Annotated in this window: 14 protein-coding genes; 8 read left to right on the top strand and 6 right to left on the bottom strand. The window is 57.5% G+C overall.

The window, feature by feature from the left end; all coding sequences use genetic code 11:
* Window positions 1-8 precede the first annotated feature (8 nt).
* Window positions 9-1,490 carry an alpha-L-fucosidase gene (locus Mal65_RS04925; protein WP_145294290.1) on the top strand — a complete coding sequence of 494 codons (1,482 nt, stop codon included), beginning with the start codon at window positions 9-11 and terminating at the stop codon, window positions 1,488-1,490.
* Between the two features lie 41 nt (window positions 1,491-1,531).
* Here the strand turns inward: Mal65_RS04925 and Mal65_RS04920 are convergent, their stop codons facing one another.
* On the bottom strand, window positions 1,532-2,416 hold the full coding sequence (locus Mal65_RS04920; RefSeq protein WP_145294288.1) for a LysR substrate-binding domain-containing protein: 885 nt from the start codon (window positions 2,414-2,416) through the stop codon (window positions 1,532-1,534).
* A gap of 97 nt (window positions 2,417-2,513) precedes the next feature.
* On the opposite strand from Mal65_RS04920, the gene Mal65_RS04915 reads away from it, so the two are divergent.
* The 3 genes from Mal65_RS04915 to fliM all read left to right on the top strand — a co-directional run bounded on the left by Mal65_RS04915 (window position 2,514) and on the right by fliM (window position 5,578).
* Entirely contained in the window at window positions 2,514-2,813 is a 300-nt protein-coding gene (locus tag Mal65_RS04915; RefSeq protein ID WP_145294285.1) for a DUF167 domain-containing protein, read from the top strand.
* 96 nt (window positions 2,814-2,909) lie between these two features.
* Window positions 2,910-4,232 (top strand): glutamate-5-semialdehyde dehydrogenase, encoded by a 1,323-nt coding sequence (locus Mal65_RS04910; RefSeq protein WP_390621935.1) that lies wholly within the window; start codon window positions 2,910-2,912, stop codon window positions 4,230-4,232.
* A 236-nt stretch (window positions 4,233-4,468) separates the two neighbouring features.
* Window positions 4,469-5,578 carry a flagellar motor switch protein FliM gene (gene fliM, locus Mal65_RS04905; RefSeq protein ID WP_145294279.1) on the top strand — a complete coding sequence of 370 codons (1,110 nt, stop codon included), beginning with the start codon at window positions 4,469-4,471 and terminating at the stop codon, window positions 5,576-5,578.
* A gap of 50 nt (window positions 5,579-5,628) precedes the next feature.
* On the opposite strand, the gene Mal65_RS04900 is transcribed toward fliM, so the two are convergent.
* Window positions 5,629-8,061, bottom strand: a complete 2,433-nt coding sequence (locus Mal65_RS04900) for a glycoside hydrolase family 2 protein (protein WP_165701072.1) — start codon at window positions 8,059-8,061, stop codon at window positions 5,629-5,631.
* 186 nt (window positions 8,062-8,247) lie between these two features.
* Between Mal65_RS04900 and Mal65_RS04895 the strand changes: the two genes are divergently transcribed.
* From Mal65_RS04895 to cls, 3 genes are all read left to right on the top strand, one after another.
* A complete protein-coding gene (locus tag Mal65_RS04895) occupies window positions 8,248-11,058 on the top strand; it encodes a PAS domain S-box protein (protein ID WP_165701071.1) in 2,811 nt (936 codons plus the stop codon).
* 4 nt (window positions 11,059-11,062) lie between these two features.
* Window positions 11,063-11,710, top strand: coding sequence for a response regulator transcription factor (locus tag Mal65_RS04890; protein ID WP_145294271.1), 648 nt, complete (start codon window positions 11,063-11,065; stop codon window positions 11,708-11,710).
* Between the two features lie 169 nt (window positions 11,711-11,879).
* The gene (gene cls / locus Mal65_RS04885; protein ID WP_231131366.1) at window positions 11,880-13,409 is read left to right on the top strand and encodes a cardiolipin synthase; all 1,530 of its coding nucleotides are present in this window, start codon (window positions 11,880-11,882) and stop codon (window positions 13,407-13,409) included.
* 51 nt (window positions 13,410-13,460) lie between these two features.
* On the opposite strand, the gene Mal65_RS04880 is transcribed toward cls, so the two are convergent.
* The 3 genes from Mal65_RS04880 to hmpA form a co-directional block, all read right to left on the bottom strand.
* A complete protein-coding gene (locus tag Mal65_RS04880) occupies window positions 13,461-13,796 on the bottom strand; it encodes a cupin domain-containing protein (protein WP_145294269.1) in 336 nt (111 codons plus the stop codon).
* Between the two features lie 87 nt (window positions 13,797-13,883).
* A complete protein-coding gene (locus Mal65_RS04875) occupies window positions 13,884-14,708 on the bottom strand; it encodes a YwiC-like family protein (protein ID WP_145294266.1) in 825 nt (274 codons plus the stop codon).
* On the bottom strand, window positions 14,705-15,934 hold the full coding sequence (hmpA, locus tag Mal65_RS04870; RefSeq protein ID WP_145294263.1) for an NO-inducible flavohemoprotein: 1,230 nt from the start codon (window positions 15,932-15,934) through the stop codon (window positions 14,705-14,707). Before hmpA ends, Mal65_RS04875 begins: the two co-directional genes overlap by 4 nt.
* Window positions 15,935-16,152: 218 nt before the next feature.
* Here hmpA and Mal65_RS04865 point away from each other — a divergent pair, with 218 nt between their 5' ends.
* Window positions 16,153-16,362 carry a DUF3565 domain-containing protein gene (locus Mal65_RS04865; RefSeq protein ID WP_145294260.1) on the top strand — a complete coding sequence of 70 codons (210 nt, stop codon included), beginning with the start codon at window positions 16,153-16,155 and terminating at the stop codon, window positions 16,360-16,362.
* 33 nt (window positions 16,363-16,395) lie between these two features.
* On the opposite strand, the gene Mal65_RS04860 is transcribed toward Mal65_RS04865, so the two are convergent.
* Window positions 16,396-17,520 (bottom strand): DsrE family protein, encoded by a 1,125-nt coding sequence (locus Mal65_RS04860; RefSeq protein ID WP_196784578.1) that lies wholly within the window; start codon window positions 17,518-17,520, stop codon window positions 16,396-16,398.
* Between the last annotated feature and the right edge of the window lie 80 nt (window positions 17,521-17,600).

The raw sequence follows: 17,600 nt of genomic DNA, 5'->3' as shown, positions 1-17,600 counted from the left end.
AATAACCCATGAGACACTTTGCAATCGCTTTGATGGCGTTTGCCGCTGCGGCAAGCATTTCCAACCGACTGTCAGGCCAAGATTTCAAGCCCGACTGGCAATCGTTGGCCGCGCACGATGAGGCCCCGGAGTGGTTCAAGGATTCCAAGCTAGGAATCTATTTCCACTGGGGCGTGTACGCGGTTCCGGCCTATGGCAGTGAGTGGTATCCGCGGAACATGTTTTTGAAAGGACACCAAGTCAACAAACATCACGTGGATGTTTACGGCGATCCGGGAAAATACGGCTATCACCGCTTTGTCGACCAGTGGCAAACGCCTGAATTTGATGCCACCGAATGGGCCAAGCTGTTCAAAGCCACGGGGGCCCGTTTTGCCGGACCGGTGGCCGAACACCACGATGGGTTTTCGCTGTGGGACAGCCAGGCGACGCCCTGGAACTCGGTGGACAAAGGCCCCAAACGCGATCTATTGGGTGAATTGACCGAAGCGATCCGTGCCGAAGGCATGAAAACCATCGCCACGTTCCATCACGCTCGGAATTTCTATGGCCACTTTGAGGGAATGGTCAAAGACTATCCATCGGCCAATGAGAACGAGGAAACCGCGATCTTGTACGCCCAAATGCCGGCGGAGCAGTTCCATCAAATGTGGTTGGACAAATTGGCCGAAGTGATCGACCAATATCAACCCGACATCATTTGGTTTGACAGTTGGCTGGACCGGATCCCCGAGTCCTATCGCCAGGAGTTCGCCGCCTATTATTTGAACGCGGCAAAGAAGTGGGATCGCGACGTGGTGATCGTTCGCAAACAGGAGGATTTGCCGTTGGACATGAGCGTGCTGGACCACGAAAAGTCTCGTGAACCACGCGCGGCGGAAAAGGTTTGGATGACCGACGACACGATCAGCACGGGCAGTTGGTGTTATACCGATTCACTGAAAATCAAACCCACGCACAAGGTGGTTCATGCTCTGGTCGACACGGTGGCCAAAAATGGAATCGTCCTGTTGAACATTTCACCGATGGCCAACGGCCGGATCCCCGACGACCAACGCCAGGTGTTGGCCGAACTGGGCGAATGGATGAACGTCAACGGCGAAGCCATCTATGCGACGCGCCCTTGGAAGGCTTACGGCGAAGGGCCGACGGTGGAACCCGAAGGCGGATTCAAGAAACACGGCGAATTTTTGAAGCTTGAATATTCCGCCGCCGACGTCCGGTATACACAAAGCAAAGACGGCACCACCGTTTATGCGATCACGCTGGGGTGGCCCAAATCCGCGATCCAGCTGCAATCGGTCCGTGTCCAATCGGCGGATGACCAAGCCACGGTACAACTGCTGGGCCATGACGGCACGCTGGCTTACGAAGTGGACGACCAAGGTCAGCTGACCATCCAGATGCCGGCAATCGCCGCTGACGATCTGCCCTGTGATTGCGCGTACAGTTTCAAGCTGACCGGCTTTGAATTGGACGCCGCGAAATAGGGTCCTTCTTCCCGGCGTCTTACTGCGGTGGCGGTGGTGAATCATCCACCCGCCACCGCGCCGACGTGATGGATCACGGCGTCGGCGAATTCGCTGGTCGCACGAATCGACGCCTCCTCACTAGCTTGCAACAGGCAAACGCTGCGTCGGATCATCGGACTTTCGATTCGAATTCCCGACAGGTCGGTTCCGGTCATCGCCAGTTCAGGCAAGATCGTCGGTGGTCCTCCGGCGTTGGTCACTGCCAGACACCCGGCTACCGATGTCATTTCCACGGCCACTTGTAATTCGACATCATTCTGTGCAAAGGCCGCGTCGATCATGCGACGCGTGCAGAAGTCTTTGGTCATCAAGCACAGCGGTTCTCCCGCCATCTGGTCCAAACGGATTCGTCGGCGATTGGCCCACAGGTGCTCGGCCGGAACGATCAGGACGAACCGCTCGCCGAACAACCATCGGCAGTGCAATTGCCGTCGCGTCGGTTCGAACGAAATCCCCAGATCCAGGCTGCCATCGACCAGTCCGTTTTCCACGTCGTCCGCGGACAATTCGTGGACGACTAACTGGACACCGGGGTTTTGGCTTTTGAACTCCGCAACAACCGGCGGAATCAAGTACGCACCCACGGTTTGAACCACTCCCACTCGGATCCGCCCACGCAACATTTGATCGAACTCATCGATCGCAGCCTGGCCTTCGTCCAACACGTTGATCGCACGCTGGGCGTATTCACCGAACAGCACGCCGGCTTGAGTCAGCCGAATGCCCCGTCCGGCGCGTTCGAACAGCGAACACCCCAGTTCTTTTTCCAGATCCTTCATCTGCTGTGACAGTGTCGGCTGAGACACCAGCAGTTCTTCGGCAGCGATGCGAAAACTGGTGTGGTTGGAAATCGCCAGAAAGTAACGCAGGTGTCGCAGTTCCATTTACACTTTGCCACAGACCGATAGGATAGAGCGATCAGACCGTCGGCAATCATAACCGAAGCCGACCGACGTCACGATCCGCATTGCGTCCACCGTCATGATCCCGATCGAACACCGCGACGATGAACTGCGATTCGACGTTCGCGTCACACCCAAAGCCAAGCGGGCCAAAATCGGGGGCCGCCACGCCGACGCACTTCGGGTGGCCGTCACATCGCCGCCGGAAGACGGGAAAGCCAACGCGGCGGTCATTCAGGGATTGGCCAAATTTTTCAAAATCGCCAAATCGAACATTTCCATCTGCAGCGGTCAGGCCAGTCGGTGCAAACGAATCGCCGTGCGATCGATGACCGAAACAGAACTTCGGGACCGTCTGCGGGACGTCATTGACGCCTGATCCGCTCAATTGGGCCCGTCAGACTCAGACGCTTTTTCCGTGAATCAATCCGATCCCGCCGCCTTGCGTTGACCCTTTCGCGGTTCACACTGACAATTGTCACGACGTTCAACCGCCGACCGCCCCACATTCGAACGACCGTCCATGTCGACCACCACTGAAATTGATCTTGCCGGATACTGTGCCGAAACCGCCCAGAAAGCCAAAGCTGCGTCGTACGAACTTGCCAACATCGATACGGAATTGAAGAACCGTTGGCTCTTCGATTCGGCCGATCGCCTGGTCGCGGATTTGGACACGATTCTGCAGGCCAACGCCAAAGATGTGGCCGCGGCCCCCGATTACAACTTGAGCGACGCTGCGGTGGATCGGCTGCGTCTGGACAAGAATCGCGTCGATGGCATCGCACAAGCCCTTCGCGAAATCGCTGCGTTGTCGGACCCGATCGGCGAAGTCATCGACGGGTTCACGCGTCCCGGCGGATTACGGATCGTTAAACGACGCGTCCCGCTGGGCGTGGTCTTTTTCATCTACGAAAGCCGGCCGAATGTGACCGCCGATGCCGCAGCGATTTGTGTCAAAAGCGGAAACGCCGTCATCCTTCGCGGCGGTAAAGAAGCCATCCACAGCAGCCGTGCCATCGTCGAATTGCTGCAACAGTCGGCACGGGAAATCGGATTGCCCGGGGATGCTGTCCAGCTGGTCCAAACGACGGATCGGCAAGCCGTGGGCCAGTTTCTTTCGATGTCCGATTGCATCGATGTGGCGATTCCCCGCGGCGGCGAAGGCTTGATCCGCCGTGTCACCAGCGAAGCGACGATGCCGGTGATCAAACACTTTGACGGCAATTGCCACGTCTATGTCGACCGCAATGCCGACGTTCCGATGGCGGTGAACATCATCGAAAACGCCAAATGCCAGCGAATGGGTGTTTGCAACGCCTGCGAATCCTTGTTGATCCACGCGGACATCGCGACGACGGTTCTGCCGGCGATCGCCGAACGATTGTCGTCATACCCGATTGAAATGCGGTGCGACGATCGCGCGGCGAAATTGGTCCCTGGTTCGTTGGAAGCCCAAGAATCCGACTGGTCGGCGGAATACCTGGGGCCGATCATCAGCGTCCGCGTTGTCGATTCGCTGGACGAAGCAGTCGGGCTGATCAATCGATATGGGTCCCATCACACCGACGCCATCGTGACCGACAATGTGCGGGCCGCCGAACAATTCACCAGCGGCGTCGACAGTTCAGCGGTCATGGTGAACGCCAGTACGCGATTCAACGACGGTGGAATGTTCGGACTGGGTGCCGAAATCGGTATTTCGACCGACAAGTTTCACGCTCGTGGACCGTGCGGGCTGCGTGAATTGACGACGTACAAGTACATCGTCCAGGGCGACGGTAATATCCGCACCTGATTGGTACCGACGGGCCGCATCGACGATCTCAACCTGAAGGGATTCTCTGCACGCCGGACGGTGCTAGATGGCGTGTTTCACGGCGTTCCCGAGCTTGCCGACGGCTCGTTTGCCGATCGCGATGACGGGCAATTCTGGACTCGCATCGCCGGACCGACATCGCGTATTCTTTGCGGGTGCTGTGGACACGCCTGTCGAATCCGCGGTCCCGCAAACCAGGACGGTATTTCGCTGCCATGTCGGACGAATCACTTAGCCAGAATCAGGTCGAAAGTCTGCTCCGCGCCATGGAGGGCATGGGTGACGACGACGGTCCACCCGAAGCCCCCAAGTTCACCGACGAAGGTCCGCCCGAACCGGTATCCGCCGGGGTTCGTACCGCGTCGGCCCGGCAACCCAGCGGCGCTCCGTATCACCACGGCGTCGGTGATGCCAGAGTCATGGCGTATGACTTCAAACGTCCCGAACGGGTCGGCAAAGAACAGATGCGGGCGATGCAATCGCTGCATGAAGTCATCGCGCGGAACTTCGGCGCGTCGGTCAGCGGCATGCTGCGGACGATGATCGAAGTCAAACTGCTTAGCGTCGATCAACTGACCTACAGCGAGTTCGTCTTCAGCCTGGACAACCCCAGTTGCTTCAACGTCATCAGCACCGAACCGCTGGACGGCCACTGGATTCTGGACATCAATCCGGCACTGTCGTACACGATCATCGACCGAATGCTGGGCGGCGACCCGGTCCCCGGCGACGTCATTCGGCGACCGTTGACCGAGATCGAAACACGCTTGATGAATCGCGTCGTCAAGTTGTTCTTAAGTCACTTGAAAGATGCTTGGCAAAACATCATCGAATTGGACCTGTCGGTCGAAAGCACCGAAAGCAACCCACAACTGGTCCAGATCGTTCCGCCCAATGAAGTCGTAATCCTGGTTAGCTTTGAGATCGTGATCGGCAAAAATCGCGGGATGTTGAATCTTTGTATTCCTTTCAACACCGTCGAAAAATACAACTCGCAACTGTCACGCAACGGTTGGGTCGGCTACGGACGCGAAGCTCCGACCGAAGAATCGCGACGCCAAATCGAATACAACCTGGATGAAGCGCCCGTCAACGTGGTCGTCACGCTGGCACGATCCAAGATCAACACCAGTGATTTGCTGGCGTTGAACGTGGGTGATGTGATTGCCACCGAAAAGGAAGTCACGGATTCCCTGGAACTGTCCATCCAGGACGTGCACAAGTTCAACGTGCGTGCCGGGGCTTTCAAAGGCAAAAAAGCAGTCCGCATCGACACGGTGGCGGAAAAACCGCAGCGAAATGCTGGCGGTTCTCCGCCACGCTAGGCGACGCACGATTCGGTCCCTTTTCGACATCCCTGTCAGGTGCGACACGTCTACTTGGGGTCGTTCACCGAGGGCTCTTCGCGGGACACCGACAACAGGGCAAAGTCGACCAAGTTGCCTTCGTCTTCTTTGAACCGGGACACCTTCAACGCGATGACGTTCGTGCCGTCGATCAGTGCATCGAGTGCCTCCGGCGGCAACAACACCGTGCTGTAGGGGACATAACGGGCGCGGTCGCTGTTGGTGATGTTCATCATTGTTTTGCCGTTGATCGATAGTTCCCAACGACCGGTTCCCACAGTGTGGATGGCCAGCCGTTCGGGTTGCGTCGACAAATCAAACTCTCCGCGAATTCGCACCGGGCCATCATCGGCGGTACGTTGTGGCTTGAGGCTTTCGGCGCGGCGCATAGAAACCGATTTCCCCTGCGTCACGTCCACGTCGGCTGTCCGCCAACCAGGCGTCAGCTTGCCCGACCAATCCGTCCACGTCTTGGATGACAGGTCGATCAAAGAATCACTGTGGATCGGTTGGTACAGTTGCCGATGCATGCGTCGTAAATCATCAGCCGCGATCTTGCTGATTTCTCGGTCATAGGTCAGCCATCCATTGCACTCATGTTCGACGTCGGAGATTTGGGTATAGACCGCTGCGTTCAATCCGTGCGGCTTCATCAAACGCAAATTGGTCAACCAAGTCTGATAGCGTTGTTTCCAGGATTCTGGATTGGCGTAACCTTCGCGTCCCTTTTCGCCAGCCGGATTCACGACGGGGCGAAGCGTTTGATCGGCATGCCAGCGGTGGTCATCGACCAACACGTTGAAACCGCCACATTCACCACACAAAGTCGCGCGGTCGTCGAAATTCCATCCATGGGCCGGCGAGATGTTGAAGGAATAGTCGTGGTTGTCATAAAGATCACCGACCGGATGATCGGTCCAGCCACTGGCACAGGTCACCAAACGACTGGGATCCAGGTCCTCGGCCCACCGTGTCAGCCTTTCGGTGTCATATTGGCCCCAGCCTTCGTTGAACACCACCCACTGAATGATCGACGGGTGGTTGTACAGATGGCGGACCATTTCCACCTGTTCTTGTTCCCACTGTTGTCCGCTTTCGGCTGTGATCTTGGAATCAAACTTGCGTGTGCAAACGAAGTCCTGCCAGACCAACAGGCCTTTGCGATCGGCTTCGTAGTACCAAGCACGCGGATGCACCTTGATGTGCACTCGGACCATGTTGCATCCGATGTCTTTCAGATATTGCAGGTCATAACGCACCGCGTCCTCTGATGGTGGCGTCATCGCGCTTTCGGGCCAATAGCCTTGGTCAAGCGGACCGAACTGAAAGATCGGCTGGCCATTGAGATGAATACGTTGGTTCCCATCGCCGTCGACTTGGGTATCGACCGTTCGCAACGCGAAATAGCTTTCGACGGTATCGATCACCCGATCGTCGCGTCGCAATTGGATCGACAGGTCATGCAGATTCGGATCATCCGGTGACCACCACTGAAACTGGTCATCCAAATCGATTCGAATCGTCTGTCCCGGTCGTCCGTCGACCACATGCGCTGCATCACCGGCATTCAGACGAACCGTCATGTCGTTAGCGGCGTGATCCGTATCCACGCGGACATCAATGGCTTTCTGATGTGCGACCGGCGTGATTTTCAATTGAGCGATGGAAGCCGCCTTGGGCACCGGTTCCATCCAAACACTTTGCCAGATGCCGCTGTTGGGGTTGTACCGAAAGCCTTTTCTGGATTCCGGCAGGGCTTGCTTGCCGATCGTCTGGTCACCCATGTTGGTCGGGTCCCACGCGATGACGACGATCTGCTGTTGGTCCCTGTCATCCAATGCATCGGTGATGTCACAGGAAAACGGAACGTAGCCGCCACGGTGATCGGCAACTTTGGTCCCGTTGCACAGCACGATTGCGTGCCAGTCGACCGCTTCGAAGTGGACCAGGATTCGATCGTTTCGCCAATCGTCGGGAATGCGAATGGACCGACGATAGAACATCACCTGTTGCGGACGCACGCTGCGATTGATTCCCGACAGCTGAGTTTCAGGGCTGAAAGGAACCAAGATCTTTTTATCAAACGCACTGGGCAGATCGGGAAGTCCATCAGCCAGCGGATCTTGCCTGGCGTTTTCAATTCGGCCCCCGGTCCAACGCTGTGAATCGCCGCTAAGGTGAAAATCCCACAAACCGTTCAGCGATTGCCAACGGTCCCGCTTCATTCCCGGCCGCGGGTATTCACGCCACGCGTTGTCCGCGGTGACATTCCGCCCCCACCGGGTCATCAGATCAAACTGGTCCGGTTCGGCCGCTCGGTCCACGGGATTGGAAACTCGCGTCGGCTGCGCCGCGGACCAAGGATGGTGCACCAAGAAAAACAGGCCGACACAAAGGAGTGCGACGACGGGTCGCACCTGTGATGTGGCACAAAACAGGCCACTGATTCGAAGAAAACTCACGACGAAAAATCCGTATACCAAGGCGGGAATTTGGGGGTGGGGCGGTGCGATGGACGAGCCATCCGGCCGATCAACGGCGGATCGCGTCATCACACGACACATACGAACCGTGGGACCACAACTCGACACTGCGTCGATAAGACGCGTTGCCCCATGGTCGGTTTCGGTGATGGAAGGACCACCGCTTTGTCGTATGTTAAATGGATCATGAACGGTGTAGCGATTCAGGCCGATTCGATTCGTCAGGAAATCTTTGATCGATTTGGGACGATTCCAAGTTTCTTTGAGTTGTCATTCCCCACGCCCGAGTTGGCTTGGGACCTATGGCGTCAGGCTCAAGTCGCCTACTTGGATAATCCGCTGCCGTTTCGATTCAAGGAACGGCTGTTCGTCTATCTTTCGCGGTTTTGCAACAACCCGTACTGCCTGGGCAGGCACGTCGCAATGTTGCTGACACCGAATCCGGCGACCGTCGGCCCCAACGAAGGCCCCGGTGCCCACAGCGCGACCGACATCGCCGCACTGCTGGACGCGCCCGCCCCGAGTCGCCAGGAACTTCTCAGCCAGATGGACCGGCTGAACGACGTCGATCCGCCACTGGAACAATGGCCCAGCGATCACCCCGCGCTGGAACATTCGCTGTTCGTCTGCAGTGTGGCGACGTTTCTGCGCATTGGCGAAGCCGATCTTTGCTCGGCGGCGATCCGCAGTGCATTGGCGCCGGTTTGGTCCCAGCGTTTGGAACTGTTCCTGGCATTTGTTCGGCGAGCCCACGATTGGACCGAATCGCATCGTGAATTGAAACTGGAACCAGAAATCACCGCGCTGCTTTCTGCCCAACCCGCTTTGGCAAAATGGATGGATCGGTGGCGTCCCGGCGATGCGGTTCGGCTGAAGAACGAGTGGCACCAAGGCGTCACGGCCCCCGGCGATGCCATGGGTGGTTTCTTCGGCGAAATGGAACACGAGCTGACGCGGTGGCGAACGTTTCGCAATGGCAAGCAAGATGCCGCCAGCGGCACCAATGACGACATCGCCTTGCTGATGCGAATCCAGAACTTGGCCATGCAGGCGACCCAAGTGGGCGTGCTGATCGCCGATGCCAGAGCCCCGGATTTTCCCGTCGTCTATTGCAATTCCAGTTTCGAGAAGATGACGGGATATCGCAGCGAAGAAATCGTCGGCCGCAATTGCCGATTCCTGCAAGCCGATGATCGCGATCAGTTTGAAATCCACGTCATGCGTCAAGCCTTGCGTCAAGGCAGTGCGTGCACCGTGACGTTGCGCAACTATCGCAAAGACGGGTCGATGTTTTGGAACGAAATTTCACTTTCACCGATCCACAATGATCGCGGTGAACTGACCCATTACGTCAGCATCGAACGCGATGTGACCGAACGGCAACAATCGCTGACGGATCTAAAGCGAGAACGTCTGCTGTTGGACGCCCTAAGCGATGGCACCCCGTTCGACGAACTGCTGCGTTTGATCGTGACGCAAGCGGAATCGTCGTGTGCGCGAATGAGTGCGGCGATCTTCTTGATCGACGACGACGGTCAATCCCTACGGTGCGCTTGCGCGCCACGCTTGTCGCCGGAACTGCGTTGCCGCATGGAACGGGTGCCGATCGAACCGGGCGTCTGCTGCTGTACGTTTGCCGCGTCGCAGCGTCAACGGCAAATCATCCCCGATATCCATCTGCATGAACGCAGCGAATTGATTCATCCGCTGGCCAAAGCGGCTGGAATTCGCTCTTGTTGGGCCGAACCCATTCTGTCGACCCAGCGTGACGTGTTGGGTGTGCTGTCGATGTTTTCCACCCACGCGGCTCGGCCGACCGAAACCGAGCTTTCGTTGCTTTCACACTTTGCCCAACTGGCGGGCGTGGTGATCCAACGATCCCAGGCGGCCAGACGTCTGGCCAAAAGCGAAGAGCGTTTGCGGTTGGCGTTGCGAGCCACGAATGATGCGATCTGGGACATCGATCTGCTACGACAACGCATGTGGTGGAATGAAGTCTTTGACGAACAGTTTGGCGGCCCATCCGGCGATGTCGATGTCGATACGTGGTGGCACCAACACATTCATCCCGATGATTTACGGCGTGTGATTTCATCACCGTCACGTGCCGTCGAAGGACGCGCGGACGATTCGAAGGGGCTGATCGAATACCGCTTGATGCGTCGTGACGGTACCTATGCCGTGGTGAAAGAGCGCACGCTGCTGAGCCGTGATGCCGAGGGCCAGCCGGCTCGGCTGCTGGGTGCACTGACGGACCTGACCCAGCGGCGGGCGTTGGAAAAAGAAGTCTTGGAAATCGCAGCCGCACAAAGTTGGCGGATCGGAAACGACCTGCACGACGGCGTGGGACAAGAACTGACCGGCATGGGCATGCTGGCCGACGCACTGGGTGCATCGATCGACCGGGACGTGACGTCGGTTGACTTGGCGTCACTGCGGCGGATCGCTGGCAAGTTGCGGGAATCGGTCCATCGCACACTGCGGCAAGTCCGTACTCTGGCGCGAGGCATGAATCCGGTGGACGTTGACCGTCACGGATTGACGTCGGCGTTGACCGAAATGTGCGATCGCATCCGTGAACTTCACGGTGTGAATTGCCGGTTCGAATGCGATCGTCCCGTTCCGTTTCGCGAGAATCAAACGGCCACCCAACTGTACCGCATCGCTCAGGAAGCGGTGACCAATGCCGTCCGCCACGGCGAAGCGGCCAACATACGCGTTCGACTAGGCTTCCGTGACGACCAATGGTCACTGCGAATCCAAGACGATGGCGTCGGAATTTCAAAGAAACCCAACGCGGATCGCGGCATGGGGCTGCGGACCATGGACTACCGCGCCGGACAAATCGGCGGCCAAATCCAGATCGGACCACGCCCCGACGGCGGCACGGAAGTCGCCTGTATCTTCCCCGGCGACGCCGTCGCACAGGACGACGAGGAATTCATCGCACTTCTTTCCGATTTACCAACCGAGTGATCTTATGTTGCACCGCATCGTTATCGTTGATGACCACCCCAGCACACGTGACGGATTGATCACCCGTGTCGACGTGGAACCCGACTTGGCCGTCTGTGGCGAAGCCGCCGACCAGGATGAGGCATTGGAAGTGATCGACCGAACGCATCCGGATTTGGCGGTCGTCGATATCTCGCTGAAATCAGGCAGCGGCATCGACCTGATCAAGATCCTAAAAACCAAGACACCGGAACTGAAAACGCTGGTTTGGTCGATGTTCGACGAATCGCTGTACGCCGAACGCGCCCTACGCGCCGGTGCCAAGGGCTATATCAACAAGCAACAGGTCACCGACAAGATCATCGAAGCGATTCGAACCGTGATCAGCGGTGAACTGTACATCAGTCGTGAACTGTCGGCCAAAATGTTGCAGCGTGCCGTGATGGGCAAAGACGCCGTGGCACAGTCGCCGGTGGAAAACCTTTCGGATCGCGAATTGGAAACATTCCGATTGATCGGCCAAGGTTTGACGACCAAGGACATCGCCAAGACGATGAACCTGAGTCCCAAGACGGTGGAAACCTATCGGGCACGCATCAAAGAAAAAGTCGACTTGCGAGACATGGCATCATTGACTCGCGAAGCAACCCAGTGGGTGTTGGAAAACGGCTGATTCCGGCATCCAAGCCTCGTCGCCCGAAACAATGGAACGCGAAGTTGCCACGCCGGTCCACATCGGCGTCATGTTGCCGCTGAACGACCCGAGCCAGTATCGTTGACGCATCCAAGTCATCGCCCCAGTGGGCGTTGGCGACGTTCCGTTCGATGCGGGGTTAGTGCCGATGATATTGGCCGATGGCGGCGGTCTATTTCCGAACAACTGGATCACAACCGAAGGGCCGCAGTGGTGGTTGGTTGCCGCACCGGTTCTGTTGCTGGTGATCGAAGCGGTGGGGATCGCAACAGCCTGCCATGCGCTGCGGTACGTTCGGACGTCGCAAGCCACGGTGGCCTGGGTTGTCGGCCTGTTGACTGTGCCGGTGCTGACGATCCCGCTGTACTGGGTATTCGCTCGCAATCGATTTTCAGGTTATCGAGAAGCCATTCGTCGCGTCGGCCAACGTCATCGTGAATCCGTCGATGCCGTTCGACACGAACTGGCGACCGAATCAAACACACGAAGCACGGCGCTGCAAACACCGCTGGACCATGTCGCCGATGTGCTGGACACGCCGATCAGTGCCGACAATCGCTTCGAACTATTGATCGACGGTGATGCTTTCTTCGACGCGGTCGAACAGCAGATTGATTCCGCCACCGATTACGTCTATTGCTGCTTCTATATCATCCGCGACGACGAATGCGGGGGACGCTTTGCCGAAGCCTTGATTCGGCAAGCCAAAGCGGGACGCAAGGTTCGGTTGCTGTACGACGAAGTCGGGTGTGCGGGACTGCGTCGACGTTACCTGAATCGATTGAAAGACGGCGGGGTTGACGTTCGATCGTTCAACACACGTCAGGGGCCCGCGAACCGATTTCAAATCAACTTTCGCAATCATCGAAAATTGGTCGTCGTGGACGGAACATCGGCGATTATCGGCGGCCTGAACATCGGCGATGAATACCGTGGGGTGGCCAATTGGATCGATGGCTGGCGGGACACCGCCGTCGCCGTTGTCGGACCACTGGCCAGGAAAGTCCAGGCCGTGTTTGCGGGCGACTACTACTGGGCGGCAGGACTTGATTTGGCGGAAGCCAACTGGGGGCCCACATCCAACGACGATGCCCCACCGAATCGCAGGGACAATGGCCAGCAGGGCAAACGTGGTCTGGCCGCGGTATGTGCAACCGGCCCCGCTGATCACCTACCGCGTGCGTCGATGATGTTCGCTGCGGCCGCGTCAATCGCCAAGTCACGATTATGGATCAGCACACCGTACCTGGTTCCCGATGAAGCCGTGATGGTTGCCCTTGCGTCCGCCAAGGCTCGCGGCGTCGACGTCAAGATTCTGATTCCCGCGGTTGCCGATCACTGGGCGGTGTATCTGGCCGGTTTCTATTACGAACACGAATTGGCCGAGATGAAGATTCCGGTCTATCGATACAAGGACGGATTGCTGCATCAAAAATGCGTCTTGATCGACGACGACTTGGTTTTGATCGGATCGACCAACCTGGACAATCGATCGCTGCACCTGAACTTCGAACTGATGGTTGCGATTGAACAAGCCGACTTTGTCCGAGACGTGCACCGGATGTTGGTCAACGATCTGAAACAATGCCACGGTCCGGAAGATCGCGCGCAAATCACGCGCCCTTGGACGTCGCGTCTGGGTACCGCCATCGCCCGTTTATTCAGCCCCATCTTGTGATTCGGATCAGGTGCCGACCGGTGATCCCGCGGGCAAACGGTCGACCGCCGATCAATCTGTCGGTTTGGCGGCTTTCAGCAGCAACAACAGCATCTTGGTCGGTTTCGTTGCCGTGATGCTGTGTGGCACGTTTGCATCCATTCGGTAGAAACTGTTCGCCGACGCCACCGATCGTTCATCGCCAACGGTGACTTCCGCTTCCCCATCGATGAAATGCATGATGGCGGGAACCGATGCGGTGTGTTCCGACAATTCCTGTCCCGTATCGAAGCCGAACAGGACAACCTTCAGATGCGAATCCTGGCACAACGTCTTGCTGATCGTGCCATCGTCTTGGATTTGGATCTCATTCGCCAAATCAGAAAATGCTGTATGCAAATCACTCATCGCTTACCTTATCCCTCCAATCACATTTACCACTGAATCACCCCACGGTCACGGATCGTCCTTGCTCGATGCCGGACTTTGACTTTCTCACGCGACGGGGCCCGGAAGACCAAGAACGACGGCACTGATGATTCCAAGTGCCGTCAACATTGTGGCCGCCACCAACGTCCAACCCACGCGGCGCAGATGCTTGGCCGGCGGCGGCCAAAACATCAACCCCCATCCGCCGACGATCATGGGAACCGCTGCCAAAGGCAACCAAACTTGGTTGACCACAAGTCCGACCGTCGCTGCTGTGGTGATTCCCAAACCAATCCAACTCGTGACGGCGGTTTGACGTTTTTGCATCGCGATCACGCCGCGAACCGCCAACGTGGTCGATGCAAAACCCAACAGCCAAACCAACCACACCAACAGACTGTTCGAACGATCCAGGCCACCGTCCAACAAAATCGGCATGCATGGCAATGACAGGCCCGCAACGCCCAACAATTGACCGCCCAAGGTTCGGTGCAGGCGAACAATCGCAATCGCAAAGCAAATGGTCGAAAGTGCAAGACACGCGATCAGCGCGATCCGCGTCGGCGGATCCGCAGACCACAACGCGAACGCACCGACCGCAACGGCCAGCCCCAACAAACCCGACGCCAGCGCCCTTGCCCCAGGGGCGCCGCGTTGGGCACGTCCGCCACGATGCCCCATCGCGACCAGTATCGGTTCGTGTGCAAAGAATCCGGCCAGCGATGCAACCACGATCGCAGCGCCGACCCAACTGGGGCCGACCGACAACAACGCCGAAAACAATGGAATCATCACGATGGCATAAGCACCGTGTTCCTTGGGCTTCAAACTGACGACCGCCACAGCGGAGGTCGGCAGTGGTGGTGCCCCCACGACCATCGCATCATTCATGTCACCTGGCTCAGTTCCTGTTTAGGGCCAAAAAACTCATATCGCATGCACGATGGATCGACCCCCAACTGTTCCAGGGCGTTCTCAACGGATGCCATGAACGGCTTGGGACCACAGAAATAAAAATCCGCGTCCCCATAGGGCGTCCACTGACCAATGAGGTCCGCGGAAAGGAATCCCACATGATCACACCTTCGACCCTGGCCGGCATCCGGCGGCGTGTCGTACAAGACCTTGTAGGTGAAGTCGTCGTGCCGGCCCGCTAGTTCTTCGATCTCATTCGCAAACGCATGCACGTCGCTGTTGCGTGCCGCTTGGACAAAGCAGATCGGTGTATCGATGGCCCGATTGACCAGCGTTTTCGCCATCGATAACAAAGGCGTCACCCCGATCCCACCGGCCAAAAGAACCACCGGACGTTCGGCCGATCGAACAAGATCCAATGTGAACTCGCCACACGGTGGCCCCAAATCCACGGTTTGACCTGCGTCGATTGAATCGTGCAAATGATTCGATATCAGGCCACCGGGTGCACTTTCCTGTGGCCCCTTTTCGCGTTTGACACTGATGCGGTAATGCGGTTGGTCCGGGCAATCCGAAAGACTGTAATTCCTTGGCGACGTCGGCGTTTCGGGATGATCAATGTGGACCGTGATGTACTGACCGGCCTGAAACGTGGGCAGCGGTTCGTCATCAGCCGGCCGAAGGTAGAACGATGTCACCTCCGAACTCTCGCAGACTTTTCTTTGGACGACAAAGGACCGCTTTCCTGTCCAACCACCGGGTTGGGATTGCTGATGCTGGTAAATGTCCGCTTCGCGTGAGATCAGGATGCCGGCCAAGAACTGATAGGCCTCGGCCACTGCATTGACGATCTCCGGCGTGGCGGCATCGCCCATGACATCCTTGATCGCGGCCAACAAGTTTTCGCCAACGATCGGATAGTGTTCCGCTTTGATGTTCAGCGAGCAGTGCTTTTGCGCGATCAATTCGACCGCCGGCATCAGCACGCCCGGATTATCGATGTGTGTGAAATAGGCACATATCGCGCCGGCCAGCGCCTTTTGCTGGCCCCCGGTGTGTTGGTGAGCTTGGTTGAAGAATGCCCGGACTTCCGGATTCGCTTCGAACATCCGCTCGTAAAAACGACGCGTGATGGTTTCCGCGTTGGCGGCAACCAGCGGAGTGATTTCCTTGACAATCGCGACAGTTTGTTCGCTTAGCATTACGGCGTGCGTTGGGTTGGATTTCAAAGGCGGGATAGGTGGGACCACGACGCGACGATTGGAAACCAGGGCTTCCGATCGCCATCACCGGGCTTCACCCAAAAACTACCCTGCCAAATCTTTACGTCAAGGTATACTTTATTCACCGACCTCAACAAGCCCGTTCGAACAGTGATTAGTCGGCGGTGCTGCAACAACCGACCCCGGACCGCCGTTCCATGAAGCATCCCATTTGTGGATACCACCGCGACGAAGAAGGCCACTGGGTGGCTCAATTGGCGTGTGGGCACAATCAACACGTCCGCCACGATCCGCCATGGATGATCCGGACGTGGGTCACATCACGTCGTGGCCGCGACGCGATGTTGGGCTATCTGCTGGATTGCAAGAAGTGCGACGAACACGCGCCGCCGGACGAAAGGCCCTAGCAGAGGAATCGATATCGCGACGTTGACGGCGTGCTATTTCAAATCAATGCAAACAAAGCCATCGCTTTGCAGATTGACGAGGCTGGTCAACGCAGAAACCGCAGTCTGCGCGAAGACGACCAGATCGTCGGGACGTGCGTTGCCATGCAACAGTGATTGACCACACACATAGAACTCCACGCCGGCTTGGTGCAACTGTCGCAAACGCAACGCATTCGGATTGCCCTTGGTGCCGAAACGCGACGCATACGCATCATCGTTCAGTGCGATGAAGGTGGCGCCGCCGTGCAGCACGACCGCGATTTCGGGGCTCTGCTGATCTTTGCCACCGGCATGGTACAAGTTGACGTACTTGGCAATCGTCTCCAATGCATCGTGGGTCTGGTCAGCGGGGCTACTTTGCGTCACGTCGATCAACAGCTTGCTATCGCTGCGAGGCTGCTGCGTCGCATCAGGCAAGTGGAACACTGGTTTTCCGGCTGGAATCCGTGGCTGGCCCAGCGGCGTGCCGACGGATGAATCGGACGTCGGCTGCTGCGTCGCTTTCGGCGCTTCCACGTCGGCGGGGACCGCATGGTTCTTCATCGCTTCGGCAAACCCGTTTGCGACAAAGCCCGAAACCACTTCAGCGTGCGCTTTGATCAAAGACGCGACGGCCGGATCGTCCGAAGTTTCGATCACACGGACACCTTTTTCGGTATCTTCGTGCTGCATTTTGATTTTGTCGGCGTGCCGAAACAGTTCCGCAAACAAAGGATCTCGCATCCGAATGGGTTGAATCTCATCGACGCGAATCTTCATCCAATGAACGTGCTCCTGAATCTTTGCCGCGATGTCGGGATCGTCCGATTCGGTGACCGTGATCACGCCGTCATCGGTTTCGGTCACCGTGCGACGAATCTTGTCGTGGTGACTCAGCAAGAACTGAAACACTTCGTGATCGGCATCGTGACGATCGTCATGGGCGTGGGGTCCGCCGGCTTGTTCACCACCGCCCGCGCCCCCGCGAAATCCACGTCCCATCCCGAATCCTGGTCCACGGCCACCGCCGCGTCCGAATCCTGGGCCGCGACCGGTTTGCGCGGCAACATCCACGCAAAACAATGCCATGACCAACAGCCCCAAAACTAGTCGACCGGCGGTGGTCGGGAAATTCATCGGGCGCATCGTGGTGATTCCTAATAGGTCAGAGAACGAGTTTCAGGCGGTCGAAACCGTCACGGATCGATGCCGGGGCC

The sequence above is a fragment of the Crateriforma conspicua genome (assembly GCF_007752935.1).
GTDB classification, from domain to species: Bacteria; Planctomycetota; Planctomycetia; order Pirellulales; family Pirellulaceae; genus Crateriforma; species Crateriforma conspicua.
Note: the sequence above shows the minus strand (reverse complement) of the source record. Positions and strands in the feature narration are given on the sequence as shown.